The organism is Arthrobacter sp. ZGTC131, assembly GCF_002929275.1.
GTDB lineage: Bacteria > Actinomycetota > Actinomycetes > Actinomycetales > Micrococcaceae > Arthrobacter.
The window spans coordinates 175,064-199,588 of the sequence record NZ_PJIK01000009.1; the positions used below are offsets into that span (position 1 = coordinate 175,064).

Consider the following 24,525-nt stretch of genomic DNA (forward strand, 5'->3'; position numbering starts at 1 on the left):
GCCCGCGCGGTGCCCGCCGTAGAAGGGATTCCCGGAATGCATCTGCTGCCCCGCGAGCAGGAAAAGCTCATGATCGTGGTCGCCGCCGACCTTGCGCGCCGCCGCCAGTCGCGCGGGCTCAAGCTGAATTTTCCGGAGGCGGTGGCCGTCATTAGTTATGAACTGATTGAGGGGGCGCGGGACGGACGGAGCGTGGCCGAACTGATGAGCTACGGCACCACCCTGCTCAGCCGCGACGACGTCATGGAAGGCGTGCCGGAAATGATCCACGACGTCCAGGTCGAGGCCACCTTCCCCGACGGCACCAAGCTCGTCACCGTCCACGATCCCATCCGCTAGGGGTGCCATGATTCCGGGAGAGTACGTCCTGCGGGCTGAGCCCGTGGTGGTCAACGCGGGCCGCGAGGCGATCGACGTCGTCGTCGTTAACACCGGTGACCGCCCCGTTCAGGTGGGTTCGCACTACCACTTCGCCGAAGCGAACCGCGCGCTCGAATTCGACCGCCGGGCTGCCTACGGGTGCCGCCTGGACATCCCCGCGGGCACGGCTGCGCGCTTCGAACCCGGCGACAGCAAGACCGTCCGGCTGATTGCACTGGCCGGAAGCCGGGAGGTATTCGGGCTGAGCAATGCGGTGAACGGCAGCCTAAGGACGGCACAGTCCGCACCGGGAAACGCAGGGGGAGCACAGTGAGCTTCGAATTGTCCCGCAGGCAGTACGCGGACCTGTACGGCCCGACGACGGGTGACGCCATCCGCCTGGCGGACACCGACCTGTTCCTCGAGATCGAAAAAGACCTCACCGTATATGGCGAGGAAGTGGTGTTCGGCGGCGGCAAGGTGATCCGCGACGGCATGGGCCAGAACGGCCAGGTGACGCGGGACGGTAACGTCCAGGGCGGAGCCGTACCCGACACCGTGATCACCAATGTGGTGGTGCTGGACTACACGGGCATCTACAAGGCGGACGTCGCCCTGAAGGACGGCCACATTTTCAGGATCGGGAAGGCCGGCAATCCGCAGATCACCGACGGCGTGAACATTGTGATCGGCGCCAGCACCGAAATCATCGCGGGGGAGCGCAAGATCCTCACCGCCGGCGGCGTGGACACGCACATCCATTTCATCTCCGCGGACCAGGTGCCCGCGGCACTCTGCAGCGGCGTGACCACCATGGTGGGCGGCGGCACCGGCCCGGCGGAAGGCACCAAGGCCACCACCGTCACCCCCGGAAAGTGGCACATCCAGCGCATGCTGCAGGCCGCCGAAGGGCTCCCCATCAACATCGGCCTGTTGGGCAAGGGGCACGCATCCGCCGTCGAACCGCTGGCCGAGCAGATCCGGGCTGGGGCGGTGGGCCTGAAAGTGCACGAGGACTGGGGCTCCACGACAGCGGCGATCGACACCTCCCTGAAGGTCGCCGACGAATACGACGTCCAGGTGGCCATCCATACCGACACCCTGAACGAGTGCGGTTTCGTGGAGGACACTGTCCGTGCCATCGGTGGGCGGGTCATCCATACCTTCCACACCGAGGGCGCCGGAGGCGGCCACGCGCCGGACATCATCAAGATCGCCGGGCTGCCCAACGTCCTGCCCGCCTCCACAAACCCCACGCTGCCGTACACGCGCAACACCATCGAAGAGCACCTGGACATGCTCATGGTGTGCCACCACCTGAACCCGGACATCCCCGAGGATGTGGCCTTCGCCGACTCCCGCATCCGGGCCGAAACCGTCGCCGCCGAGGACGTGCTGCAGGACCTGGGCATCTTCGCCATCACCGCCTCCGATTCCCAGGCCATGGGCCGCGTGGGGGAGGTGATCACCCGCACCTGGCAGGTGGCGGACAAGATGAAAAAGCAGCGAGGCATCCTTTCGGATCCCGACGGCGGTGCGCACGGATCCGCTCTTGGCTCCGGCGCGGAAAGCGACAACTTCCGCCTCAAGCGGTACGTGGCGAAGTACACCATCAACCCGGCCATCGCGCAGGGCATGGCCGACGCCATCGGCTCAGTGGAAGAGGGGAAGTTCGCGGACCTGGTGCTGTGGGACCCGGCGTTCTTCGGCGTAAAGCCCGAGCTCGTGCTCAAGGGAGGCCAGATCGCCTACGCGCTGATGGGTGACGCCAACGCTTCCATTCCCACGCCGCAGCCGCGCACCATGCGCCCCATGTTCGCCACGTTCGGCAAGGCCCTGCAGCAGTCCTCCATCACTTTCCTGTCCCAGGCCGCGATTGACGCCGGCGTGCCCGGGGAACTGGGCCTGGAGAAAGTCATCCGGCCGGTCTCCGGCATCCGGACGCTGACCAAAGCCGACCTGAAGTACAACGACGCCACCCCGGACATCCAGGTGGATCCGGAGACGTACAAGGTGACGGTGGACGGCGAGAACGTCACCTGTGAACCTTCAGATGTGCTGCCGATGGCACAGCGCTACTTCCTCTTCTAGGAGAACCACATGATCATCGAGAAGATCCTGGGCAACCTGCACGATCAGCCCGCCGGCCAGGACACCTACTACGGGCTTCACAAGGAGAAGGTGGTGCTGCCCAGCGCCCAGCTGGTCAAACGGATCCAGCGCGTCACCACCGACCACGGCAAGGAACTCGGCATCCGGCTGCCTGCGGGTTCACCTGACCTTCGGGACGGCGACATCCTCCATCTGGCCGAGACCAACGTGATCGTGGTGTCCGTGCTGCCCACCGACGTCCTGGTGATCGCGCCGCGGACCATCCACGAGATGGGAACCGTGGCGCACTCGCTGGGCAACCGCCACCTGCAGGCGCAGTTCTTCGACCCGACCTCCGAATACGGCGCTGAAGTCATGGTCTGCCAGTATGACCACACCGTAGAGGACTATCTCAAACACGTCGGAGTGCCCTACAACCGCCAGGAACGCGTCATGCCAGTCCCCTTCCGCCATGCTGAACACAGCCACTAGCTACCAGCTGGCCCTGCAGCAGCTCACCGATTCCGCGCTGCCTACCGGGGCGTTTGCGCACTCGCTGGGGTTTGAAACCTACATTGAGCGCGGGTTGGTTCATGATGAGGCGTCGTTTGGGGTTTGGCTGAGTGCTTTTGTTTCCCAGCAGCTGACCTACTCTGACGGACTGGGCATCCGGTTCCTTTATGAGGGTGTCCCCGTGGCCGAGCTGGACGCGCTCCTGACCGCGCAGCTCCTGCCGCGGCAGCTGCGGGAGGCCAGCATCAAGATGGGCACGCGGCTGCTGGAAATCGGCGACGAAGTCTTCCCCTCTCCTGAGCTGACGGCGTACCGGGAACTGGTGACTGCGGGCCGTTCCGCCGGCCATCAGCCGCTGGGGTTCGCCGTCGTCGCCCGTTCACTGGGCGTGCCTCTGCCCGAGGCGCTCGCGGCGTACCTTTTCGCCGCCGTCACGTCGTTGACGCAGAACGCGGTCCGTGCCATCCCGCTGGGGCAGAATGCCGGCCAGCGCCTATTGCGGAAAGCGTCCGACGGCGTTGCTGCCGCCGTCGAGCGGGTCGGTCAGCTCACGCCGGACGACTTCGGCGCCGTCAGTCCCGGGCTGGAAATTTCGCAAATGCGGCACGAGCGTCAACGCGCCCGCATGTTCATGAGTTAGTAGGAGGAAAGAATGTCTGAACCCATCAAGATCGGCGTCGGCGGACCGGTTGGCGCCGGCAAGACGCAGCTCGTGGAGCGGCTCACCCGCCATATGAGCGGCGAAATCTCCATGGCCGCCATCACGAACGACATCTACACGATCGAGGACGCCAAGATCCTGGCCGCAAACGGAATCCTTCCGGAGGACCGGATCATCGGCGTAGAGACCGGCGGCTGCCCGCACACGGCCATCCGCGAGGACACGTCCATGAACACCGCGGCCATCGAGGAGCTGAAGAAACGTCATCCGGACCTTCAGGTGATCTTCGTAGAATCCGGCGGCGACAACCTCTCCGCCACGTTCAGCCCGGAACTGGTCGACTTCTCGATCTACATCATCGACGTGGCCCAGGGCGAGAAGATCCCGCGCAAGGCCGGCCAAGGCATGATCAAGTCCGATCTCTTCATCATCAACAAGACCGACCTCGCACCGCACGTGGGCGCAGACCTGTCAGTCATGGAGCGGGACTCCCGCGAGTTCAGAGGCACCAAGCCGTTCTGCTTCACCAACCTGAAAACGGACGAAGGCCTCGACGCCGTCATCGAATGGGTGCGGCGCGACGTCCTGATGCTCGACCTGGCGAAATGAGCAGCGGCCCGCCCGAGGCGGCTCAAGCAGTCATCTCACCCGGGCCTGCTGATCGGCCCGAGAGGGGCCGCCTTGAACTCCTCATCACTGAACGCGGCGGGAAATCGATTGCCTCGAGGCAGTTCCATCAAGGCGGCTTGAGGGTTTTACGGCCGCACTACCTCGATGATTCGGGGCAGGTTTGCTATGTCATCGTGAATCCGGGCGGGGCGTATCTTGGCGCGGATCTCTATGTCATTGATGTGGAGGTGGGTTCGGGGGCGAAGCTACTGCTGACGACTCAGTCGGCGATGAAGATCTACCGGACCCCGGGCTCGTTTGCCGAGCAGCGGATGACCCTGCGGCTGGGGGAGGGGGCACAGCTCGAACTCGCACCGGACCAGCTCATCGCATACCGGGAGGCCAGCTACCGGCAGAACACGCACATCACTGTTCGGCCGTCGTCGAGCCTGATGATGGCCGAGGTGGTCACTCCGGGGTGGTCGCCGGACGGATCATCCTTCCGGTACGAGGAACTGCGGCTCCGCAACGAGATCCACGTGGACACCGGCGCAGGCACTGAACTGCTGGCGCTCGACAACCTGCTGGTCCGCCCGCCTCTCGACGACGTCACGGGAATGGGCTTCATGGAGGGCTTCAGCCATCTGGGATCGCTGATCGTCGTGGATCCGCGCGTGGACCAGGCGCTCGCCGACGAACTCCACGCCGTGACCCAGGACCATGACGCCTTCACCGGAATTTCGCTGACCCAATCCGTCGCCGGCACGACTGGCCTCATAGTGCGTTCGCTCGCCAACAGCACGGAGGGTCTGGCCCGATTGCTGGGTGCGTGCACGGCACTCTTGCGTCACAATTGGAATGGTCAGGATCGCCTGAATTTGAGGAAGCACTGATGACAACGCTGTCAGACCTGGCCGTCCTGTACCGCACCCGCGAACACCTGTCGATGCGCACCAGGCTGCTGTGGACGTTCGGTGCTGTGGTGGCGTTGCACGCCGCCACCATCTCCCTTCTTGCACTCGGTACGGCACATGCCGGCCAGCCGCTGGCCCTGGGGCTGGTCCTGACCGCTTACGTGGCGGGCATCAAGCACAGCTACGATTGGGACCACATCGCCGCAATCGACAACTCCACGCGAAAGTTCGTCGCGCAGCGGCGGAACCCTGTCAGCGTTGGTTTCGCATTCAGCCTGGGGCACAGCTCCGTGGTGGTCCTGGCCGGCGTCCTGGTGGTTTCCGGTTCGACCGCCGTCGGGCGCCTCATGGAGGAGGGCGCCACGGGCAACATCGTGCTGGGGTTGATCGGCAGCGGGGTTTCCGGGCTGTTTCTGCTGCTGATGGGCATCTTCAACGGCTCCGCGTTCGTGCGGACGGCACAGCTGTACCGCAGCGCCAGGACGGGCGCGAGCATCTCCATCGAAGACCTCGAGGCCAAGGGCTTCGTGGCGCGGCTATTGGCTAAGCCGCTATCCCGGGTCCAGCATCCGCGCAACATCTATGCAATCGGCTTCCTGTTCGGGCTGGGGTTCGACACTGCCACGACCATCGGGCTACTGGTCATGACAACGGCGGCGTCCCTCGCCGGGGTGTCGCCGCTGGCGCTGATGGCCTTGCCGTTCGCGTTCGCGGCATCAATGACGTTCTGCGATTCGTTGAACGGGGTGGCCATGATGCGGATGTACAGGTCCGCTATTCATGATCCCAGCCGAAAGCTTGGCTTCAACGCCGTGGTTACGGGCATTTCGTCCCTCTCGGCACTCGTCGTCGCCATCATCACCCTGGGCGGACTTTTCGATGCGGCGTTCGGCCTCGGGGATCCGATGACGGCGTGGCTGGCGTCCATCGATCTGGGTGATGCCGGGCTGCTGCTCGTGGCTGCCTTCCTGGCCGTTTGGGGCGCCGCGTCTTTGCGGGGCCGGCTGCGGGGCCACCCCTGACGCGGACCGGAGCGGGTGGGAGGATAGGACGCATGGAACTGCACATCACAGGGGACCCGGCGGCCGACAGATTACTCAGCGACGATGCGTTTGCACTGCTCACCGGCATGCTGCTCGATCAGCAGGTGACCATGGAGTCGGCGTTTGCCGGTCCCGAAAAAATCCGGACGCGCATCGGATCCATGGACCCCGCGGCCATCGCCGGCTACGACCCCCAGGGCTTCGTGGAGGTGTTCAAGGAGCGCCCCGCCGTGCACCGTTTCCCGGGATCCATGGCCGGCCGTGTCCAGGCACTCGCTGAAACCGTGCACCAGGACTGGAACGGGGACGCCACAGCCATCTGGACCCAGGGTGACCCCGACGGCCGGGAGGTGCTGCGGCGGCTGAAGGCCTTGCCTGGATTCGGCGAGCAAAAGGCAAAGATCTTCCTGGCGCTCCTCGGCAAGCAGTGCGGACTCCAGGCGGAAGGCTGGCGCCAGGCCGCCGGCCATTACGGCCAGGAGGATGCGTTCCTGTCCGTTGCCGACATCGTGGATCCGGAGTCCCTGAGCAAGGTCCGGGCCAGCAAGCAGGCCGCCAAGGCCGCCGCCAAGGCGGCGAAGGACACCGGGGACTAGCGCTGCGTTAGCCCAGTCAGGCGACGACGGCGGCAGGGGCGGCCGCGCCTTCCGGCAGGTCGGCGAGCAGCTCGTCAGCCGTGGGCGGGTTGGCGCCCGGCCGGCGGACCGTGATGGCCGCGGCCTTGGACGCCATGCGTCCGAGCGTCTCCAGAACGGCGGGAGCCAAGCCGTCGGTCCCGCGTGCCAGCAGCCCGTAGATCAGCGCCGCCATGTAGGAGTCGCCGGCGCCGATGGTGTCCGCCACCACCGATCTGATGGCCGGGATGTGCAGTTGCGTGGCCGGGGTGGCCAGCAGCGACCCCTCGGAGCCGCACGTGACCACGGCGAGCCCGGCGCCCAGGCCGAGGATCCTTGCGGCCGCATCCTCGAGCCGCAGGCCCGGGTAGAGCCACCGTGCGTCCTCGTCGCTGAGCTTAACCACGTCCGTCAGCGGAACAAGCTCCTCGAAGATGGCCCTGGCCTCGGCCTGGCTGCCCAGGAGTGCAGGGCGGACGTTGGGATCGTAGGTGACCACGCATTCACGGTGCGATTGTTCCAGGAGCGTCTTCACCGCCGCGGCCCCGGGGGCCAGGAAGGTGGCGATCGAGCCGGTGTGGAGCACCTTCGGGAGGAACGCCGGCGCCACCGGCGGCAGCTCCCAGCGGATGTCGAACTCGTACCTGGCGGAGCCGTCGGCGGCCAGGGTGGCGGTGGCGGACGCCGTCCGTCCTGGCGTCCTGGAACCCGGAAGGAGCACGACGCCGGCGCCGTCCAGGTGCGCCTCGATCGCTGCGCCGCGGTCGTCGTCGCCGATGGAAGTCAGGAGGGCGGCGCGCACGCCGAGGCGTCCGAGGCCATATGCGACGTTCGCCGGAGACCCGCCGGGGTGTTCGACGGTCCCTTCGGGGGAGGTGACGACGTCGACCAGAGCTTCGCCGATGACGATGACATCAGGGGTTGCCGGGGGAGTTGCGCTGGAATGGGTCTTGAGCATGGAGGGGCCTTTCACGGGGCCGTCCGCGGACCTGTTAGGGCCCGCGGACGGAGTTGGGGAGGGTAAAGCGGTGGTGCGGTAAAACGGCATTGCGGTGGCGCTCTAAACGGCGGCCGGTTAGGCGGTGGCGGCACCCGTCATGATGGCCACCGCATCGGTCATGCTGTGCGACTCGGGCGTGATGGTGGCCGCGCATTTTCCGAGGCGCTGGATGTGGATCCGGTCTGCCACGTCAAACACGTGCGGCATGTTGTGGCTGATGAGGATGACGGGCAGTCCTCGGTCCCGGAGGTCCCGGACCAGCTGCAGGACCTGGTTCGATTCCCGCACGCCGAGGGCCGCCGTCGGCTCATCCAGTACCACCACTTTGGATCCGAACGCAGCGGCACGGGCCACGGCGACGGCTTGGCGCTGTCCGCCGGACAGGTTCTCGACCGGAACCGTCACGTCTTGGAGCGTGGAGATACCGAGCCTGGTCAGCTCCTCCTTGGCTTTGCGGCGCATGCCTTTGGTGTCAAGGACGCGGAAGATTTTTCCCAGGGGCCCGGGAAGCCGTTCCTCGCGGCCCAGGAACAGGTTGGACGCGACATCCAGCGCCGGCGAAACAGCAAGGTTCTGGTACACCGTTTCGATGCCGTGGGCGCGGGCGTCCTGCGGGCGCTTGAAGTGGACCGGCTGCCCGGATAACTTCAACTCGCCCGAATCGGGGATCTCGGCGCCGGTGAGGCACTTGATGAGTGTGGACTTTCCCGCGCCGTTGTCGCCGATGACGGCCAGGACTTCGCCGGGGTAGAGGTCAAGGCTGACGCCGTCCAGGCCCACCACCCGCCCGAACGTTTTGACGAGGTTCCTGGCCTGCAGGATCGGCTGGCGGACCTCGGTGTTGGCGGGCTGGATTTCGGTGGCAGTCATGATTTCACCTTTCGGATCCACTGGTCGATGGACACAGCGAGGATGATGAGGACGCCCACGGCGAGGGTCTGGTAGAGCACGTCGAGCCCGGCCAGTGACAGGCCGTTGCGGAACACGCCCACGATCAGCGCCCCGAGGAGCGAGCCCCACACGGAGCCGCGGCCACCGAAGAGGCTGGTCCCGCCAATCACGACGGCGGTGATGGAGTCGAGGTTGAGATCCACCCCCGCGTTGGGGCTGGCAGCGTTCGTGCGGCCGATCTGGATCCACGCGCCGATCGCGAGCACTGCCCCCGCCGCGAGGTAGACGCTCATGAGGACGCGGTTGACCGGAATACCGGCCAGGCGGGCGGCTTCCTTGTCATCGCCCACTGCGTAGACATGCCGGCCCCACGCGGTCTTCCCGAGAATGAAGGCGACCGCGATGTAGAGCAGGAGCATCATCACCACGCCCGTGGAGATGCGGACCGGGCCCACCGGGAACGTGCTTCCCATCCAGGTGAGCAGGCCGGGCATGCTGGAACCGCGGACTGTCGAGCCGCCGGAGTACAGCAGCGTCAGGGCAATGAAGATGTTCAGCGTGCCCAGAGTGACGATGAACGGAGGGAGCCTGAACCTGGTCACCAGGAAGCCGTTCAACGCCCCTGCCGCGAGGCCCACGACGAGCCCGGCAAGGAGCGCAAGCGGTCCCGGCATGCCGCTGCTGACGGCCAGCTGCGCCACCACCATAGAGCCGAGGATCATGACGGCGCCCACCGAAAGGTCAATGCCCGCGGTCAGGATGATGAGTGTCTGGGCGATGGCCAGGGTTCCCACCACCGAGACCTGCTGGGTGATCAGCGATAGGTTCTCGACCCGGAGGAACCTGTCGTTGAGGAGCCCGAAGACCACTACCGCGACGAGCAGCACGATGGCGGGGCTGAGGGCGGGGTAGCGGTGGAGGACGTTGCGGATACGGCTGAGCGGGGTCTGTCGATCGAGGAATTCCTCGGCCAGGTCGGCATGCCCGGTTGCGGGCGGGCCTGCTGTCTGTTGCTGGGTCACGGTTGCTCCTGAACTTCAAGGTTCTGCTGGGGCTGGTTCTGCTGGGAAGGACGTCGGCTTGGGCCGCCGGTTGTGTTGCTGTCCGCCGCGGGAGGGTGCCGATGCTCAGCGCCCTCCCGCGGAGGGTGTCCAAGGCTGGTTACTTGCCCCAGCAGATCTGGGAAGCCTCGGACGTGGTGATGCTCTTGACGCCGTCGGCGGCCTTGTCCGTGACGAGCTCCACGCCGGTGTTGAAGAAGTCCAGGCCCTCGGAATTGGCCGGCTTCTTTCCGGTCTTGGCGAGCTCAACGATGGCCTTGACGCCCATCTCAGCCATCTTGACCGGGTACTGCTGGGCCGTGGCGCCGATGATGCCGGACTTGACGTTGTTGACGCCGGCGCAGCCGCCGTCAACCGAGACAACGAGCACGTCCTTTTCCTTGCCCGCAGCCTTCAGTGCCTCGAAGGCGCCGGCCGCGGCAGGCTCGTTAATGGTGTAGACAACGTTGACGTTCGGGTTCTTGGCGAGGAGGGTCTCCATGGCGGTGCGGCCGCCGTCTTCGGCGCCCTGGGTCGCCTGGCTGCCCACGATCTCGTAGTCGCCGCCCTTGCCACCCGTGTACTTGCCGGTCTTGGCTTCGTCGCCGTTCTTCTTCTTGTCGGCAGTGTCGACGCCTAGACCGGTGAGGAAGCCCTGGTCACGGTTGTAGTCCACCGAGACAACCTTGTCGTCGAACAGGTCCAGCAGTGCGATGGTGGCCTTCTTACCGGCCAGCTGAGCGGCGGTCCACTTGCCGATCAGCTCACCCGCGGCGAAGTTGTCCGTGGCGAACGTGATGTCGGCCGCATCGGCGGGGTCCGGCGGCGTGTCGAGTGCGATGACGAAGAGGCCCGCGTCCTTCGCCTTCTTCAGTGCGTCCACCACGGACGGGCCGTTGGGCGTGATCAGGATGCCCTTGTCGCCCTTGGAGATTGCGTTTTCGATTGCCTGGATCTGGGTCTCTTCGTCGCCGTCTGCCTTGCCGGCCGCGAGCTTCAGGTCCACGCCGTCGGCTTCGGCGGCCTTCTTTGCGCCGTCCTGCATGGACACGAAGAAGGGGTTCGACGTGGTCTTTACAATCAGGGACACACCGACCTTCTCCGCGGACGAGCTTCCGGTAGACGTAGTGGCCGTGGAACTTCCGCCGCAGGCGGTGAGGCTGAGCGTGCCGAGGGTCAGGACTGCGCCGATGGCGAGCATGCGGTTGGTGACTGTCCGCGGGGCTTTGGAACTCAACATTGAATCTCCTGGTTTCGTGGCACTTCCCGTGCCTGACAACGATGTCATACATCATGTAATCAACGTCACAGGGTAGAGTCAAGATAAATTCGATGATGAAGGACCAAGTTATGACAACGATGTCTAATCGTTACCAAGCCGAGGCGGCCAAGAACCGGCCCACCATGCGCCATGTCGCAGCCTTGGCCGGAGTTGGGATTAAGACTGTCTCGCGGGTGATGAACGATGAGCCGGGCGTGTCCGAGGCAACCCGGCAGCGGGTCCTGGGCGCTTCCCAGCAACTCAATTACCAGCTGGACATGGCCGCCGGCAGTCTCCGCCGCTCCGGCCGCCAGACTCTTTCCATCGGGCTCCTGCTGCCCAGCGTGGCCAACCCGTTCAGCAGCGAGATCCACCGCGCGTTGGAGGACACGCTTGCTCCTCGCGGAATTGCCGTCTTTGCCGCCAGCATCGACGACGACCCCGAGCGCGAGAAGTCACTTGTCGCCGCGTTCCTGGGACGGCGTGTGGACGGGCTGGTCCTGACCCCCATCGCCAAGAGCCAGTCCTACGTCATTCCGGAGCATTCGCGCGACCTGCCCATGGTCTTCATTGACCGCGAACCGGTGGGCCTGGAGGCGGACGCGGTGGTGACGGACAACGCCGTCGGGGCGGCCAAAGCCGCAGCCCATCTGATCGCGCAGGGCCACACGAAGCTTGCCTATCTCGGCGACCGCGGTGATATTCAAACGGCCCGCGAACGCCGGCGCGGCTTCACCGAGGAACTTGGGCGGGCGGGCATCGCAACGTCCGCGATTCCGCTGCGGGACGGCCTGCATGACGAGGAATCGGCGCGCCTGGCAGCACTGGAGCTGCTCACGGCGGAGGATGCACCCACGGCCATATTCTCCAGCCAGAACCTCGTCACGTTCGGGGTCATGCGGGCTCTAAAGGAGCTTGGCGCCAGCAAGCGCGTGGCCCTGGTGGGGTTCGACGATTTCACCCTGGCGGACATGATGGACCCCGGCGTCACCGTCATCGCACAGCACCCGGAGCGGATCGGGAAGCTCGCCGCCGAGCGGCTCCTGGCCAGGATCGACGGCGACGAGCAGGCCCCGCAGACGTATGTCGTCCCGTCGGAACTCATTCTGCGGGGATCCGGGGAGATCCGGCCGCCAAGCTGAGCCGTATCCGGCCAGCCACTAACTGTTCAACCCGCCCACCTCGATCCACAGCCCACATCATCCACAAGAGGGGAATCCCATGACCAAAACGCTGTACGCCGAATTCACCGTGAAACCCGGCAGCGAAGCCCGCGTAGCGGAAATGATGCGCGAACTGACCGAGCAGGTGCGCAGGGAGCCGGGCAACCAGCTGTTCCTGCCGTACACCCGGGAAGCCAATCCCCGCGAGTACTTCGTGTTCGAGGTCTACGAGGACGCCGCGGCATTCCAGGAGCACATCAGCGCGGATTACGGCGCCACGTTCAACGGGGAGCTGGCGAACCACATCGAGGAGGACGGTTCGGTGCTGACCTGGCTCCAGCCAATTCACTGACCCGCGTCAGGTCGGGCCGGCGATAGGCGGAATGGCCACCGGGCGGCGATAGGCGGCACAACCACCAGGCCGCCGAAACCCCGGACTCTCCAGACAACAGTGAGGGCCGGTGCCCGCATGATTCATGCGGGCACCGGCCCTTTCGCTGGTGTCCCGTGGGCTGCGTGCCCCGGTGGCCTGCCCGGGGACTTAGCCCTTGCTCTTAGTGGGCTTTTGCGCTGTTCCGAACATGGAGTTGCTCAGGGGTGTCACGGTCAACGACTTCAGCTGGGCGGTGCCGCCCTCGGCGAAGAGCGCCACCTGGTTTGCCCCCTGCGCCGGGAAGACCTGGTCTGTAATGGTCCGCAGCCCGTTCTGGGCGAAGACCTCCACGGAAGACCGGTCGACGTAGATGCGCAGGGTCACGTTGCCGTTTGCGTCCACCGTGACGGGCGCCGAGTCCACCGACGCGAAAAGCGGGTGGAAACCGGTATCTCCGGAGTTGCTCCTGTCCACGTACAGCTCGCCCGCTGCCTTGTCATAGCCGATGACGGTTGAGGTGCTGCCGTTCCCCAGCACCGTGATCCCCGCCTTCGAAGCGGTGCCTGGCGCCAGTGTCACGTCGATCCGCTGCACCTGCCCGAAGGCAGCCGTCGGCAGCGCATGGGTACCGGGGGCGATGTTTCGCGTCCGCTTCTCCGCATAGCTCACGCCTGTGCCGAGGCCATCCGCCTGCTGGACGGCTTTCTGCGTGAGGCGCGGCCCGCTTGCCGTCTGGGTCAGCGCAACCTGGCGGGGCAGGGACATGGCACTGCGCCACGGTGTTGTCGGAATGCTGTTGGCGTAGTCCCAGTTGTTCATCCAGCCGAGCATGATGCGCTTGTCCTGGGGCATGTTGCCAAACGAAACTGAGGCGTAGTAATCCCGGCCGTAATCCAGCCAGTCGTAGGTCTGCAGCCTGGGTGTTGCCGGCCGGGGTGATGCCACGAACTCATCGGCAAGAATGTGGCCCCAGCCGAACCGGTTGTTGTCCACCACCCTGATGCTGGCCCGCCGGCCCTTGAATTCCGCAACATTCCAGGATGCCCAGTCCAGGACTTCGCTGTTCGCGCCGGTGGCCGTCCGGACCACCTGACCGTCGACTACGAGGTTTACGGTGGTCTCGTCGGAGCGGAGAACGGCGGCCTGGTCCGTCAGCATCACGTGGTCAAGGGTGAGGTGTCCCCAGCCTCCGGTTGCCTGGTCCACGATCCGCAGTTGTGCCTCCTGCCCGGCGAATTCCGACACGTCCCAGCCCTTCCAGTTGAGGGCGCCGGCGTCGTCGCCCGCGAGGCGGCGCACCACGTTGCCGTTCACCAGCAGCTGGACCTCGAGAAGCTGGCCGGAGTCCGCGGAGCGGTGCCCTCCGCCCACGAGCATGCTCATGAAGTTCCGGGATAGAAGGAACGACGGCGACGTCATGGTTCCCTGCCTGTCGTCGCCGGGAGCCCCGCCCGATTCGAACGTGTTGATGCGCTTTGCGCCGATGAAGAAGTCACCGCCGGCGGTGGCGGGCTGGGACGCGGGCGTGAGATCGCCGGTGCCTGTCCAGCCGGCGTCGGCCATGGTGGAACCGTCGGGAGCTTCAAAGCCGTTGAACAGAAGGTCGCCGGGCGGCGGCGTGTTGTCCAGCTTGTCCGAGACGCGCGGATGCTGGCCGCCGCCCACCAGGAAGTTGAGGTAATCACTGTCCACGGTGAATTCCGGGGAATTGATGGAGCCGAGCGGCCAGTCGCGGTCGTTGAAGGAGTTGATCAGGCCGCTGCCGGCGAAGCCGGTGACGGTGTTCTGACCTGCCAGGGTTCCGGACGCGGGTGCCTCCCCGAACGGCCCGTTCTTCGCGTTGCCGGGTTCGTTATTCACGGCCCAGCCGTTGTAGGTGGCGTCATTGAAGCCCGCAAGGGGAGTGCCGGCAGGCAACGCGTCGCTCGCCTTCGTGCTCTCGGAAGTGAACGTGGTGCCGTCGAACCTGCCCACGAAGTACTGGCCTGCCGAGCCTCCGGCCACGCCACCGGGGTTGATGTTGACCACCATGACCCACTTGATGTTCGATGGATCGCCGTCGACCGCGAGGGGGAAGAGGTCGGGGCATTCCCACAGCCCGCCCGTGGCATTGGCCGGACCGAATTCGCTGAGCGGCGTCCAGTCCTTGAGGTTGCTGGACTTGTAGAGCACCACCTTGTGCTCCGTAGCCTCGACGGCCGTCATCACCCAGTAGCCGCCGCCTCCGGGGGAGTCGTACCAGAACACCTTGGGGTCGCGGAAGTTCGCCGAATTGCGGTTGAGCACCGGGTTGGCGCTGTACTTCGTCCACGTCTGGCCGTCGTCCAGGCTGTACGCCAGTGACTGTGCCTGCAGCCCCCGGTAGGGTGAGGCGTCCTTGTAGGCGCTGGTGAAGATTGCCACCATGGGCGGATTCTCGGCCGTTCCGAATCCGGACGAGTTGCTCTTGTCCACCACCACGCTCCCGGAGAAAATGTCCTGCTGGTCATCTGTGGCGATGGCCAGCGGCTGCTCCTTCCAGTGCACCAGGTCCGTGGACGTGGCATGGCCCCAGGACATGTTCCCCCACGTGTTTCCCGACGGATTGTGCTGGTAGTACAGGTGGTAGACGCCCTTGTGGAAGACCATCCCGTTGGGATCGTTCATCCAGTTCTGTTTCGGCGTGTAATGGATCGCCGGACGGTGTTGCTCGTCTCCTACCGTTCCTGCTGCCGGCGCCGGTACTGCCCCGGCCAGCGCCGCGGCAAGGCTGAGACCCGCCATGGTTAGCGCAGTGCTTGCCTGCATTTTTCGTGAATTTCGGATGTTCATATTGCTGAAATCGCCCTTCATCGCGCGTGTCCTCCCGCAGACAACGTTGTCAGTGACTGGAACGCTAGGTGATGTCCACGAGACAAGTCAACGGTCCATTCCGCGTTGTATATGGCGGCGTTGGAGCATTCACTGGCCGGATGGCGTTAGCACGCGATTCGACACCGTTGTCAAACTGGGCGGTCGATGCCGCCGGCCTCGTGGTTGGCCTGCGAAGGCTGCCTTCAGCCGGTTGCTAGGCTGGGAGTATGAAACGTACCTTCCTCGCACTGTCCATGCTCCCTGCGCTAGTACTTCTGGCGGGCTGCGGCCAGGCCCAGGAAGCCGTGCAGAACGCGGCCAGCTCGGCGGCCTCCGGCGTGGCCAACGCCGCGGCCGAGCAGGTCAAGGGCCAGATCTGCGCCCTGCTGGAGGACGGACTGGTCAGTGCCTCGGACAAGGTAGCGCTGACCGGACTCGTCGCCGGAGCCGAGACCGCCGGCGTTCCGTCCGAGATCACGTCCCCGCTCAAGGAAATTGCGCAGGCCGGAGACCAAGTACCCAGCGAATCTGTCGCCCAGCTGAAGAAGGCCTGCGCCGCAGCGTAGCCGCACGGAATGATTAGCGCGTGATGCTGAGTGACTCCACGGGCATTGCACATGACGCCGCCTTCGATTTCCCCGCTTCGCCGGCGGCCCGGTTATTCCGTCCGGTGTCGTCGCACCAATCGATGTTGTACGGCATGGCGGTCACTTCCGCGTCTCCGACCGCCATGCGATCAGGGACGTCAAAGCTATAGGTGAATCCCCCGGCGTCAGTCATTGGGGAGGTTGTGTTGATAACCTTGACCCCCTTGGCGTCGGTAACGATGACTTGAATGCGGGCATTTGCGCCGTAGCGGGGATTGCAATCCGCATCAGGCGCTGTGACTTTCACCGTCTCTCCTGGCTTGGCACTCGATGGGCTTACCGAATAGGCGGGCGGTATACATGGCGGCTCCCCGCTGGAGGAGGACGTGCAACCTCCGGCTGTGGCCATTACAGCGGCGCCGACCACTGCCACCATCGAGAATGGCCGAATTCTGCTTCCTTTACGACAGCTGGAATGGGACGCCATGTCCCTATTGTTGTTCCGCTGTCACGAACTCTCCCGCGATGCTGTATTTCGTACCCGTATCGTTGCGCTTCCTGCGAGCTAGTCTGACCCGCCGGACCGGACGTCCCATGGCATCTAGGGAATGCGCGTCATGGCCCGTAGCGCTGGACCCAGCACCGCGCCGCCCTGCAATAATCGGAACCAACAGTTGCGCCCCTCGCTGAGAAGCGGCCGGCCGCAGCGGCAGCACTGCAATTTCGGGCCGATCACAGCAGACGAGGCGGACATTAATGAAGGCTCCCAGCCAGCACGAGGCATCTTCCGGAACACCCGCCGATTCCGTCAGCACCGAACTCTTGCACTGGCTCGCTGAAGTTCACGGGGTGGAGACGACGTACCAGGGCTGGGACAGGCTTCCGCACGAGGTGGCGCCGGCCACCCTGGTCCGTGTACTGGCCGCCCTGGGCGTGGAGGCCCACACAGACCAGCTCATCGAGAAGGCGCTGGCCGATGCGGAGTTGGCGCCCTGGCGGCGGATGCTGCCTCCCGCCGTCGTGGTCCAGGAAGGCACCACGGCGCTGGTGCCGGTCCACGTCCCGCACGGGGCTCCTGTCCGGCTGACTGTCTCGACGGAGGACGGCCGGGAGCTCATCGCCCCGCAGGTGGACATCTGGGTGGAACCGCGCGTCGTCGACGGCGTGACCATGGGCAGGGCCACGTTCGACATGCCGGACAACACCGGCCTGGGATGGCACACGCTGCGGGCTGAGTCCGACGGCAAGGTTGCCGAGGCCACGCTGGTGGTGGTTCCGGCCCGGCTGTCCACGGCCGCTGCGTTGGAGGATCGCCGGGGCTGGGGTCTCGCCACGCAGCTGTACTCCGTCCGCTCCAAGCGGTCGTGGGGCATCGGCGACTTCGCGGACCTTGCGGAACTGGCCGCGCTCGCCGGTGCCCACGGCGCCGACTACGTGCTGGTGAACCCCCTGCATGCGGCCGAACCCGCGCCGCCGATGGAGCCCTCCCCGTACTCGCCGTCCACCCGGCGCTTCTTCAACCCGCTCTACCTCAGGATCGAAGCGATTCCGGAGCTGGCCTACCTGAAACCGAAGCTGCAAGGTGTTATTCGCAGCCTCAGGAAGCAGGCGCGGCAGCTGAACAAGGACACCACCCGGCTGGACCGGGACAGGGCGTATAGCGCCAAGCTGGCAGCGCTGGAACTGCTCTATCAAGCACGCCGTTCACCGTCCCGCCAGCGGGCGTTTGAGGACTTTTGCCGTGCGGCGGGTGCGGGTCTGGACGACTTCGCCCTCTGGTGTGCGGTGCGGGAGGACCTCGACGCCGATGACCCGTTTTGGACAGATCCTGCGGCGGCGCTCGGATCGCCGCTGCTCGAAAGGCTGCGGGGCGAACTGGCGGAACGGATCGACTTCCACCGGTGGCTGCAGTGGCTCTGCGATGAACAGCTCGAGTCGGCCCAGGCTACGGCCAGGCGGGCAGGCATGCGTCTCGGCGTCGTCCATGACCTTGCCGTCGGGGCCGACCTCCAAAGCTCCGACGCCTGGGCGCTGCGCGGAGTCCTCGCCTCCGGTGTCAGCGTGGGGGCCCCGCCGGACATGTACAACCAGTTGGGGCAGGACTGGCACCAGCCGCCTTGGCATCCCACGCGCCTGGCTGAGGCGGGCTACCAGCCGTTCCGGGAGATGCTGGCTACCGTGCTGCAGCATTCGGGCGGGATCCGGGTGGACCACATTCTCGGGTTTTTCCGGCTCTGGTGGGTGCCGGCGGGCAATTCACCTGCGGACGGTGCCTACGTCCGCCTGGACCACGACGCCATGATCGGCATCCTCGCGCTGGAGGCGCAGCGCGCCGGAGCCGTGGTAATCGGGGAGGATCTGGGCACCTTCGAGCCGTGGGTCCGCGATTACCTTGCCTCGCGGGGCATTCTGGGCACCTCCATTCTGTGGTTTGAGAACGACGGCGACGCCCCGCTTGCGCCGGAACAGTACCGTGTGCAGGCGCTCTCCAGCGTGAACACGCACGACCTCCCGCCGACAGCGGGCTATCTCGCCGGGGACCACGTCACCCTGCGGAACGGCCTGGGGCTCCTGGAGCGGTCCGCGGAGGAAGAACGCCTGGAACACAACGCCAAGCTGGAGAAAATGATGGCCCTGCTCCGGCACCGCGGCCTCCTCCCCGCCGACGAGCCGGGTACCGAGCAGGAAAGGGTCGAGGCCCTGCACCGCTTGCTCGCGCAGTCCCCGTCGGTCCTGCTCGGTGTGGCGCTCGTGGACGCCGTGGGTGAGCGCCGCGTCCAGAACCAGCCCGGGACCACGTCGGCCCAGTACCCCAACTGGCAGGTGCCGCTGGCAGATTCCGATGGCGAATCCGTCCTGATCGACAGCCTGGAGGAAAACGAGCGCTTCAACTCGCTACTGGCGGCCGTGGACAGGTCTCTCCGCGGCTAGGTCCTCAGCTCTGTGCAGTAACCACGTGCGTGGTGTGGTCGTACCTGAAGGTGACCGGACCGCCGTCGTGGTCCAACCGGATGTTGGACCCGTTGGGCACGCCGTCCTGGCCGTAATTCTCGTCCCACAAACCGTTGATGGCCGCCTTGAACTCGTACTGGCCCGGGGGAAGGTCCGCGGTCAGATTCCAGGTGCGGCTGACCGGGTCCAGCGTCATGAAGGCCGACTCGCACGCTGGTTGCCAATCTTCCGGGCAGCCCATTTCGCTGTTGAGGCTGCCGGCCACCGTGACCGATTCAGGTTGAGGTGCGGCTCCGACCAGGACGGTCCGCACGCCGCTAACCACGTTGAATCCGGGGCCTGCCATCGCGGCCCGGTAACGCACCTCTGTGCCGTCAGCCAGGTTCAGCGGGGCCAGATTGTCAGCCACGGTGTAGGCGGGCGAAGAGCCATCGGGCTTGCCGACGGCCGTCCAGGGTCCCCCGGCCACGCTCCGTTCAAAGCCCACCACATGGCCGGCCTTTTCCGGATCCGCCGTGGCGACCACGTCCACGTTCCCTTGGACCGTGCTGCCTTCCGCAGGCTGCCGAATGGTGAGCACGGGCGCCGGAACCGTCGCGGCCCGTGCGCTGCTGACCGATGTGTGGCCCGCGTTATCCAGTGCCACGGCGCGGTACTCCACCGTGGCGCCCGGATTGAGCGCTGCGATGTCGTGGAAGACACGGTAGGGGGCGGTGTCATCCGTGCCGATGGGCTCCCACTGGCCGCCGGCCGTCTTCGCCTCGAACGTGACCTCGTAGAACGAAGTACCGGCGACGTCGGCCGTCACCTGCATCCTGCCGTTATCGCCCTGGGAGGTGGCGCTGGCCGCCGCGGGGACAGGGGCCTGAAGTGATACAGCTGGTGCGGCTTTGGATTTCGGAATCCGGCCCGATGACTGGTAGATGACCGCTGACAGCGGCGGAACCGTAACGGTCAGCCTGCCGTCCGAGGAACTCTTGGATTTGGCAGCTGCATCCCCATAGACGAGGCTGTAGTTGCGTTTCGCGATGTAGGTGGGGATAGCCGCCGTCTTAGGCTGTTCGCTGTTATTCAGCGCCACCACGTACTCCCGCTGGTCCTGCGCGTAGATGCGGGAAAACGCGTAGATGCCGGGGCCGTCCGCTGCGTACCGGTGCTGGTGGGCGCCGTCGCGGAGGGCGGGATGATCCTTGGTCAGTTGCGCCAGTTCGCTGATCTTCCCGTAGAGCGGGTGCCCGGTGTTGAAGTGGTCTGAGGCATGGGTGGCGTCAGTGCCGAGCAGGTCGTCGTCGAGATACTCAGTCACCTTGCTCGCGAAAAGCGTTTGGCGCGCGTCCTGATCCCCGCCGGGGCCGGTGAAGCCCTGCTCGTCACCGTAGTAGATCACCGGGTTGCCGCGGGAGAAGTACATCAGCTCGTGGGCCAATTCGTCACGGGCCACGCGTTCGGCGTCGTTTGAATCCGGGTTGTCCGAGCTGATGAAGCTGCCGATCCGGCCCATGTCGTGGTTGCCCAGGAAAGTGGGCAGTTGGTACACGTTGGAATCGGCGTCGGTGTACCAGTCGTCCCCGGCGAAGAAGGTCTCGAGCTGCCTGGCGTCCTGGCTTCGGGAGGCAAAATTGCGGGCGGCGTCCTGGAACGGGAAGTCCAGCACGGCCTGCATGCCGTTGCGGGTGGTGAACTGCGAAGTGAAGCTCTTGGACGTGTCGAAGACTTCGCCGAACATGAAGAATTCGTCCTTGCCCTGCTCCTTCGCGTAGCTGAGGACGTCGGGGCCGAACTCTTGCCAGAACTCGTCGTTCACGTGTTTCATCGTGTCGATCCGGAAGCCGTCAACACCGAAATCCCGGATCCACGTCTGATAGACGTCCTTCATGCCGTCCACCACCTTGGGGTGCTCGGTGAACAGGTCGTCCAGGCCGAAGAAGTCCCCGTAGTAGGAGTTTTCGCCGGCAAAGGTGGTGTCCCCGCGGTTGTGGTACAGCGTGGGATCGTTCAGCCAGGCTGGAACCTTCAGGTACTTCTCAGCCGGGTCGAGCACCGGCGTATAGGGGAAGGACAGCTTTGCATCGAGCTTTGGGAAGTCCGCATGGCCGGCGAAGTCACGGTCATCGAAGACCTCCCCTGCGGCCGTGCGGTAGGGCTCCTTGTCCTTTGACACGTAGCCGGTGCGGGCGCCTTCCTTGTACCCGATGACGTCCGCCGTGTGGTTGGTGATGATGTCGAAGTACACCTTCATTCCGCGCGAATGGGCCTCGTCGATGAGCGCCTTCAGTTCCGCGTTGGTACCCAAGTGGGGATCGATCTGTGTGAAGTCCGTGACCCAGTACCCGTGGTAGCCGGCGGAGTTGTCCTCCGGTTGAACGGCTTTGTTCTTGAAGCTGGGCGTCAGCCAGATGGACGTGGTCCCGAGGCCTTGGATGTAGTCGATCTTGTCCAGCAGCCCGTTCAGGTCGCCGCCGTTGTAAAAACCTTTGCGCTGCGGATCGAAGCCGGAGACCATCGGATCCGAGCCGAGGCCGCCGTCGTCGTTGGCTGTGTTCCCGTTGCTGAACCTGTCCGCCATGACGAAGTAGAAGTTCTCGTCAGTCACCGGCGCCCGCAGGGAATGAACGCCCGACGGCGACTGGTCGCCTGATGGCGCGCCCGGTCCCCTTCCCGGTGCCGCCTGGGTTGGTGGGGCGGCGGTTGCCAGCAGGAGCAGGGAGGCCGCCGCCGCTGCGGAGGTGCGCAAGGAGACGTTGTGGGCGGACTTGCCGGCCCGGAAGCCGCCGCGGCGCAAGGATTTCCAGAGGGGATTATTGAACATGGCTGGGGCCTTCCGCGAAGCGACGCTGCTCTGCCGGGCCGATGTGTCCCGGTCTGCCTTGTCTGGTTGTCGGGTCTGACTGTGTTGCCGGTCGACATGTCCAGGCCGCGGAAACACGGCAGTCGCGTGCCTTGCTGTCAAGCAGGTGTATTGCGAATGACGGATCCTGTATTGGGCTTGTCGATTTGTGGCTTAGCTTGCCACAATCAGGGCCGTTGGGGAACCCGCAACGAGCCGGTGGTGCACATCTCCGGGCATCCCGGTTTCAGGATCCAGGCGGAATGTGGTCACATCGTGGGAGCGCTCGTGGGCCACATGAAGCCAGCCATTGCGGACCAGGTGGTGCCGCGGCCAGTCCCCTCCGCTTGGGTAGTCTGCCAGCGGCCGGAGCTGCCCGGCTGTGCGGCCGGCTGCGCCCGAGGTCGTGCTGTCAGTTGAGTCGGCCTCCATCCGGAGCACACTGATCCGGTTGGAGCCGCGCACGCCCACATAGGCGTGCCTGCCGTCGGGGGAGAGAGCAATCTCGGCCGCCGAGTCACCATCCTGCACGCCGCCTGACGTTGCCGGACCACGTCCGACTAGCTCGAACTTCTCTTGATGCGAAAACTGCCCTGTATCCGATGCCGCCCGTACAGCGAAGACCTCGATCGAATACTCGGACACCACGAACACCGTTCCGCCGGGATGCTGCACGAGGTGCCGGGGGCCGCTGCCCTTTGGAAGCACCACCTCGTGGTCCGGTGCAAGGCCGGTCCCCGGAATGTAGTGCCATACGCGCAGTAGGTCATGGCCCAGATCCGTCGTCATGATCCTGCCGTCGGCCAGCATCAGGCTGGCGTGGGCGCGACTCGGACGGCCGCCGTCGGCAGTGTTTGCGTCACCGTGGGGGTCCACCGACGGCTCCGCCGAATAGCGGGCCGTGATGCCGCCCTCGGCATCCAACTCGTAGAGCAGCACTTGGCCGTCGCCCCAACAGGCAACTATCAGGAACCTGCCCTCCGGATCGACGGCAACGTGGCACGCAGCCTCGCCGGCGGCCCACGGATCACCAGCCGCCTCGAGCCCGAATTCGCCCCGGCGGCGGTAGGCCTGGACGGTTGTGGCAGTCTCGCCGACGGCATAGACCATGGGAAGCGACGGGTGGACGGCAACGAACGACGGCGAGTCCGCCTTTGTAGCCGTGCCCAGCCAGGTGAGTGTCCCATCAGGATTGGTCAAGACGGCTCCGATGCCGGCCCCGTGGCCTCCACTGTCCGCTGTGTACGAGCCGGTCCAGATGAGCGTGTGATTTTCGCTGCGGGTCATCGTCCCATCCTGCCAAGAATTGCCGCGATTGGCGTCAGATAGCATGGACTTTTGCGGGCTTGCTCGAGCCCTGAACCGCTTTTGAAGACGCGGCTTTGAAGACTCCGGGAGGTGAGAACGATTCACGCTATGCCAGCCTGGGTTCTCCCTGTCCGCTGCCCACCGGACCTTCGGGGCTAGTCGATGCACGGAGCGCCCATCGTTCAACCGAAGGACGCACTCATGCCTGTTCACCCCTCTTTGACCCGTTCCACTGTTATCGCCCGGCTCCGTGCCGCGGGCTGTGTCTTCGCCGAAGACGAGGCCGATCTCCTTTTAGCCGCACCCTTCCCCCCAAGTGAGTTGGCCGCGGCGGTCGAGCGGCGAGTTGGCGGGTTTCCGCTTGAACATATCCTTGGCTGGGCCGAGTTCTGCGGTCTGCGGATCGCAGTGGATTCGGGAGTCTTCGTACCGCGTCGTCGCACGGAATTCCTGGTTAGCGAGGCGGCGGCGCTGCTTGCGAGGCGGTACCCCGGTCCCGGTGTTGCTAACCCATATCCAGCCGACCCACATTCAGAAGTCACTCAATCAGCCGCCCCGGCCGCGGCTCCTACACGCTTCAGGGCGCACACCATGGTGCCCGAGGAGCCGGCCAGTCCGGCGGGGCTTCAGCCGGCGATCTCGTCGGTTCGCGCGGATTTCGCCTCCTCTGCCGGCGCCGAAAAGGTTGCGGTGCCGGCCGGAGCCGGGGCCAGGTCCACGACAATGACGGCGCGACCAGAGCGGATTGTCGTGGACCTCTGCTGTGGCTCGGGCGCGGTGGCTACCGCGCTGGCTGCGGCACTTACGGGCATCGAGTTGCATGCCGCCGACGTCGATCCCTCCGCAGTGCGCTGCGCCCGCCGGAACGTTGTCCCGGCAGGTGGCCACGTCCATGAGGGAGATCTCTACGCGGCGCTGCCGCCGAGGGTGAAAGGCCGCGTCGACCTTCTGGCGGTCAACGCGCCATATGTGCCCACTGCCTCCATCTGCAGCATGCCCCACGAAGCCCGGGTGCACGAACCCCGGGTCTCGCTCGATGGAGGGCCCGACGGACTCGACGTTCAGCGAAGGGTTATCGCGCAGGCCTCTGCATGGCTCCGGACTGGCGGGCACCTGCTCATTGAAACAAGCCGCCGTCAGGCCAGCCAGACCGCAGCGGCCATGACCCGGAGCGGACTGACGCCCCGCATTGCCCGTTCGGAGGAACTGGACGCGACGGTGGTCATCGGGCGGAGGTAGCTGGGCGCGGCAGCTAGTCAGCTGGCTGTCTGGCTACGTTCCGGCTGGGATGTTTCCACGGTGCCCCTGCACATGCGCCGACGGTGGTGGCTTGGGCGCTGTGGTGTGCGCTACCTTGCGTTTCCGGGCCGGGTGGTCAGTTTCGGAGTTGGTGGTTTCTCCGCGGTACCTGGCGGGGGTCGATGTGGGGTGGCGGGATGAACCAGGGGATGCCTGATCGCATGTGGATGGTCCATTGTTCTTTGTG

At 65.5% G+C, this 24,525-nt stretch carries 21 protein-coding genes and 2 pseudogenes; 15 read left to right on the forward strand and 8 right to left on the reverse strand.

From position 1 onward, the window contains the following. The first annotated feature begins 36 nt into the window (after nt 1–36). The 9 genes from CXQ90_RS13125 to CXQ90_RS13165 all read left to right on the forward strand — a co-directional run bounded on the left by CXQ90_RS13125 (nt 37) and on the right by CXQ90_RS13165 (nt 6,787). Nucleotides 37–339, forward strand: a complete 303-nt coding sequence (locus CXQ90_RS13125; RefSeq protein WP_104139710.1) for an urease subunit gamma — start codon at nt 37–39, stop codon at nt 337–339. 7 nt (nt 340–346) lie between these two features. Beyond that, on the forward strand, nt 347–694 hold the full coding sequence (locus CXQ90_RS13130) for an urease subunit beta (RefSeq protein ID WP_104139711.1): 348 nt from the start codon (nt 347–349) through the stop codon (nt 692–694). Continuing rightward, nucleotides 691–2,451, forward strand: coding sequence for an urease subunit alpha (gene ureC, locus CXQ90_RS13135; RefSeq protein ID WP_104139713.1), 1,761 nt, complete (start codon nt 691–693; stop codon nt 2,449–2,451). The genes CXQ90_RS13130 and ureC overlap by 4 nt, the downstream gene beginning before the upstream one ends. 9 nt (nt 2,452–2,460) lie before the next feature. After that, nucleotides 2,461–2,943, forward strand: a complete 483-nt coding sequence (gene ureE / locus CXQ90_RS13140; protein WP_104139714.1) for an urease accessory protein UreE — start codon at nt 2,461–2,463, stop codon at nt 2,941–2,943. Continuing rightward, a complete protein-coding gene (locus CXQ90_RS13145) occupies nt 2,924–3,604 on the forward strand; it encodes an urease accessory protein UreF (protein ID WP_104139716.1) in 681 nt (226 codons plus the stop codon). The genes ureE and CXQ90_RS13145 overlap by 20 nt, the downstream gene beginning before the upstream one ends. A gap of 12 nt (nt 3,605–3,616) precedes the next feature. Continuing rightward, complete coding sequence (ureG, locus tag CXQ90_RS13150) at nt 3,617–4,234, forward strand: urease accessory protein UreG (RefSeq protein WP_104139717.1); 618 nt, start codon at nt 3,617–3,619, stop codon at nt 4,232–4,234. A 107-nt stretch (nt 4,235–4,341) separates the two neighbouring features. Beyond that, a complete protein-coding gene (locus CXQ90_RS13155; RefSeq protein WP_258064526.1) occupies nt 4,342–5,127 on the forward strand; it encodes an urease accessory protein UreD in 786 nt (261 codons plus the stop codon). Further along, nucleotides 5,127–6,170: a HoxN/HupN/NixA family nickel/cobalt transporter gene (locus CXQ90_RS13160; RefSeq protein WP_104139720.1), complete on the forward strand. Its 1,044-nt coding sequence runs from the start codon at nt 5,127–5,129 to the stop codon at nt 6,168–6,170. The genes CXQ90_RS13155 and CXQ90_RS13160 overlap by 1 nt, the downstream gene beginning before the upstream one ends. A 32-nt stretch (nt 6,171–6,202) precedes the next feature. Beyond that, a complete protein-coding gene (locus CXQ90_RS13165) occupies nt 6,203–6,787 on the forward strand; it encodes an HhH-GPD-type base excision DNA repair protein (protein WP_181038553.1) in 585 nt (194 codons plus the stop codon). Nucleotides 6,788–6,803: 16 nt separating this feature from the next. Here CXQ90_RS13165 and CXQ90_RS13170 read toward each other — a convergent pair whose 3' ends face one another. From CXQ90_RS13170 to CXQ90_RS13185, 4 genes are all read right to left on the reverse strand, one after another. After that, nucleotides 6,804–7,763: a carbohydrate kinase gene (locus CXQ90_RS13170; RefSeq protein ID WP_104139722.1), complete on the reverse strand. Its 960-nt coding sequence runs from the start codon at nt 7,761–7,763 to the stop codon at nt 6,804–6,806. Between the two features lie 117 nt (nt 7,764–7,880). Continuing rightward, entirely contained in the window at nt 7,881–8,675 is a 795-nt protein-coding gene (locus CXQ90_RS13175) for an ATP-binding cassette domain-containing protein (RefSeq protein ID WP_104139723.1), read from the reverse strand. Beyond that, a complete protein-coding gene (locus tag CXQ90_RS13180; RefSeq protein WP_104139725.1) occupies nt 8,672–9,718 on the reverse strand; it encodes an ABC transporter permease in 1,047 nt (348 codons plus the stop codon). Before CXQ90_RS13180 ends, CXQ90_RS13175 begins: the two co-directional genes overlap by 4 nt. 139 nt (nt 9,719–9,857) lie before the next feature. Further along, nucleotides 9,858–10,976 carry a substrate-binding domain-containing protein gene (locus CXQ90_RS13185; RefSeq protein ID WP_104139726.1) on the reverse strand — a complete coding sequence of 373 codons (1,119 nt, stop codon included), beginning with the start codon at nt 10,974–10,976 and terminating at the stop codon, nt 9,858–9,860. Nucleotides 10,977–11,140: 164 nt separating this feature from the next. Between CXQ90_RS13185 and CXQ90_RS13190 the strand changes: the two genes are divergently transcribed. Both CXQ90_RS13190 and CXQ90_RS13195 read left to right on the forward strand, forming a co-directional pair. After that, nucleotides 11,141–12,139 (forward strand): LacI family DNA-binding transcriptional regulator, encoded by a 999-nt coding sequence (locus tag CXQ90_RS13190; RefSeq protein ID WP_104139755.1) that lies wholly within the window; start codon nt 11,141–11,143, stop codon nt 12,137–12,139. Nucleotides 12,140–12,218: 79 nt separating this feature from the next. Further along, nucleotides 12,219–12,512 (forward strand): putative quinol monooxygenase, encoded by a 294-nt coding sequence (locus CXQ90_RS13195; protein ID WP_104139728.1) that lies wholly within the window; start codon nt 12,219–12,221, stop codon nt 12,510–12,512. 189 nt (nt 12,513–12,701) lie between these two features. On the opposite strand, the gene CXQ90_RS13200 is transcribed toward CXQ90_RS13195, so the two are convergent. Then, nucleotides 12,702–15,320 (reverse strand): GH32 C-terminal domain-containing protein, encoded by a 2,619-nt coding sequence (locus tag CXQ90_RS13200; RefSeq protein WP_104139756.1) that lies wholly within the window; start codon nt 15,318–15,320, stop codon nt 12,702–12,704. Between the two features lie 272 nt (nt 15,321–15,592). On the opposite strand from CXQ90_RS13200, the gene CXQ90_RS13205 reads away from it, so the two are divergent. Further along, the gene (locus tag CXQ90_RS13205; RefSeq protein WP_104139729.1) at nt 15,593–15,931 is read left to right on the forward strand and encodes a hypothetical protein; all 339 of its coding nucleotides are present in this window, start codon (nt 15,593–15,595) and stop codon (nt 15,929–15,931) included. 13 nt (nt 15,932–15,944) lie between these two features. On the opposite strand, the gene CXQ90_RS13210 is transcribed toward CXQ90_RS13205, so the two are convergent. Further along, the gene (locus CXQ90_RS13210) at nt 15,945–16,259 is read right to left on the reverse strand and encodes a hypothetical protein (RefSeq protein WP_104139731.1); all 315 of its coding nucleotides are present in this window, start codon (nt 16,257–16,259) and stop codon (nt 15,945–15,947) included. Between the two features lie 449 nt (nt 16,260–16,708). On the opposite strand from CXQ90_RS13210, the gene malQ reads away from it, so the two are divergent. Then, nucleotides 16,709–18,883, forward strand: coding sequence for a 4-alpha-glucanotransferase (gene malQ, locus CXQ90_RS13215; RefSeq protein WP_104139732.1), 2,175 nt, complete (start codon nt 16,709–16,711; stop codon nt 18,881–18,883). A 4-nt stretch (nt 18,884–18,887) separates the two neighbouring features. On the opposite strand, the gene CXQ90_RS13220 is transcribed toward malQ, so the two are convergent. Together CXQ90_RS13220 and CXQ90_RS13225 are read right to left on the reverse strand one after the other, a co-directional pair. Next, a complete protein-coding gene (locus tag CXQ90_RS13220; RefSeq protein WP_104139734.1) occupies nt 18,888–21,713 on the reverse strand; it encodes an alpha-amylase family glycosyl hydrolase in 2,826 nt (941 codons plus the stop codon). Between the two features lie 192 nt (nt 21,714–21,905). Beyond that, nucleotides 21,906–23,018 carry a beta-propeller fold lactonase family protein gene (locus tag CXQ90_RS13225; RefSeq protein WP_181038554.1) on the reverse strand — a complete coding sequence of 371 codons (1,113 nt, stop codon included), beginning with the start codon at nt 23,016–23,018 and terminating at the stop codon, nt 21,906–21,908. Between the two features lie 222 nt (nt 23,019–23,240). Between CXQ90_RS13225 and CXQ90_RS22970 the strand changes: the two are divergent. Next, nucleotides 23,241–23,513 (forward strand): annotated as a pseudogene (locus tag CXQ90_RS22970) (putative protein N(5)-glutamine methyltransferase); the annotation flags it as partial. Between the two features lie 255 nt (nt 23,514–23,768). Beyond that, nucleotides 23,769–24,278: pseudogene (locus CXQ90_RS13235) on the forward strand (putative protein N(5)-glutamine methyltransferase); the annotation flags it as partial. Between the last annotated feature and the right edge of the window lie 247 nt (nt 24,279–24,525).

Excerpts from the sequence above, each read along its gene's own strand:
- ureG (WP_104139717.1), top strand. The coding sequence starts at position 3,617 with ATGTCTGAACCCATCAAGATCGGCGTCGGCGGACCGGTTGGCGCCGGC.
- CXQ90_RS13165 (WP_181038553.1), top strand. The coding sequence starts at position 6,203 with ATGGAACTGCACATCACAGGGGACCCGGCGGCCGACAGATTACTCAGC.
- CXQ90_RS13225 (WP_181038554.1), bottom strand. The coding sequence starts at position 23,018 with ATGACCCGCAGCGAAAATCACACGCTCATCTGGACCGGCTCGTACACA.
- CXQ90_RS13130 (WP_104139711.1), top strand. The coding sequence starts at position 347 with ATGATTCCGGGAGAGTACGTCCTGCGGGCTGAGCCCGTGGTGGTCAAC.
- CXQ90_RS13195 (WP_104139728.1), top strand. The coding sequence starts at position 12,219 with ATGACCAAAACGCTGTACGCCGAATTCACCGTGAAACCCGGCAGCGAA.
- CXQ90_RS13190 (WP_104139755.1), top strand. The coding sequence starts at position 11,141 with ATGCGCCATGTCGCAGCCTTGGCCGGAGTTGGGATTAAGACTGTCTCG.
- CXQ90_RS13145 (WP_104139716.1), top strand. The coding sequence starts at position 2,924 with ATGCTGAACACAGCCACTAGCTACCAGCTGGCCCTGCAGCAGCTCACC.
- CXQ90_RS13170 (WP_104139722.1), bottom strand. The coding sequence starts at position 7,763 with ATGCTCAAGACCCATTCCAGCGCAACTCCCCCGGCAACCCCTGATGTC.
- malQ (WP_104139732.1), top strand. The coding sequence starts at position 16,709 with ATGAAGGCTCCCAGCCAGCACGAGGCATCTTCCGGAACACCCGCCGAT.
- ureE (WP_104139714.1), top strand. The coding sequence starts at position 2,461 with ATGATCATCGAGAAGATCCTGGGCAACCTGCACGATCAGCCCGCCGGC.
- CXQ90_RS13160 (WP_104139720.1), top strand. The coding sequence starts at position 5,127 with ATGACAACGCTGTCAGACCTGGCCGTCCTGTACCGCACCCGCGAACAC.
- CXQ90_RS13220 (WP_104139734.1), bottom strand. The coding sequence starts at position 21,713 with ATGTTCAATAATCCCCTCTGGAAATCCTTGCGCCGCGGCGGCTTCCGG.
- CXQ90_RS13200 (WP_104139756.1), bottom strand. The coding sequence starts at position 15,320 with ATGCAGGCAAGCACTGCGCTAACCATGGCGGGTCTCAGCCTTGCCGCG.
- CXQ90_RS13185 (WP_104139726.1), bottom strand. The coding sequence starts at position 10,976 with ATGTTGAGTTCCAAAGCCCCGCGGACAGTCACCAACCGCATGCTCGCC.
- CXQ90_RS13125 (WP_104139710.1), top strand. The coding sequence starts at position 37 with ATGCATCTGCTGCCCCGCGAGCAGGAAAAGCTCATGATCGTGGTCGCC.
- CXQ90_RS13175 (WP_104139723.1), bottom strand. The coding sequence starts at position 8,675 with ATGACTGCCACCGAAATCCAGCCCGCCAACACCGAGGTCCGCCAGCCG.
- CXQ90_RS13205 (WP_104139729.1), top strand. The coding sequence starts at position 15,593 with ATGAAACGTACCTTCCTCGCACTGTCCATGCTCCCTGCGCTAGTACTT.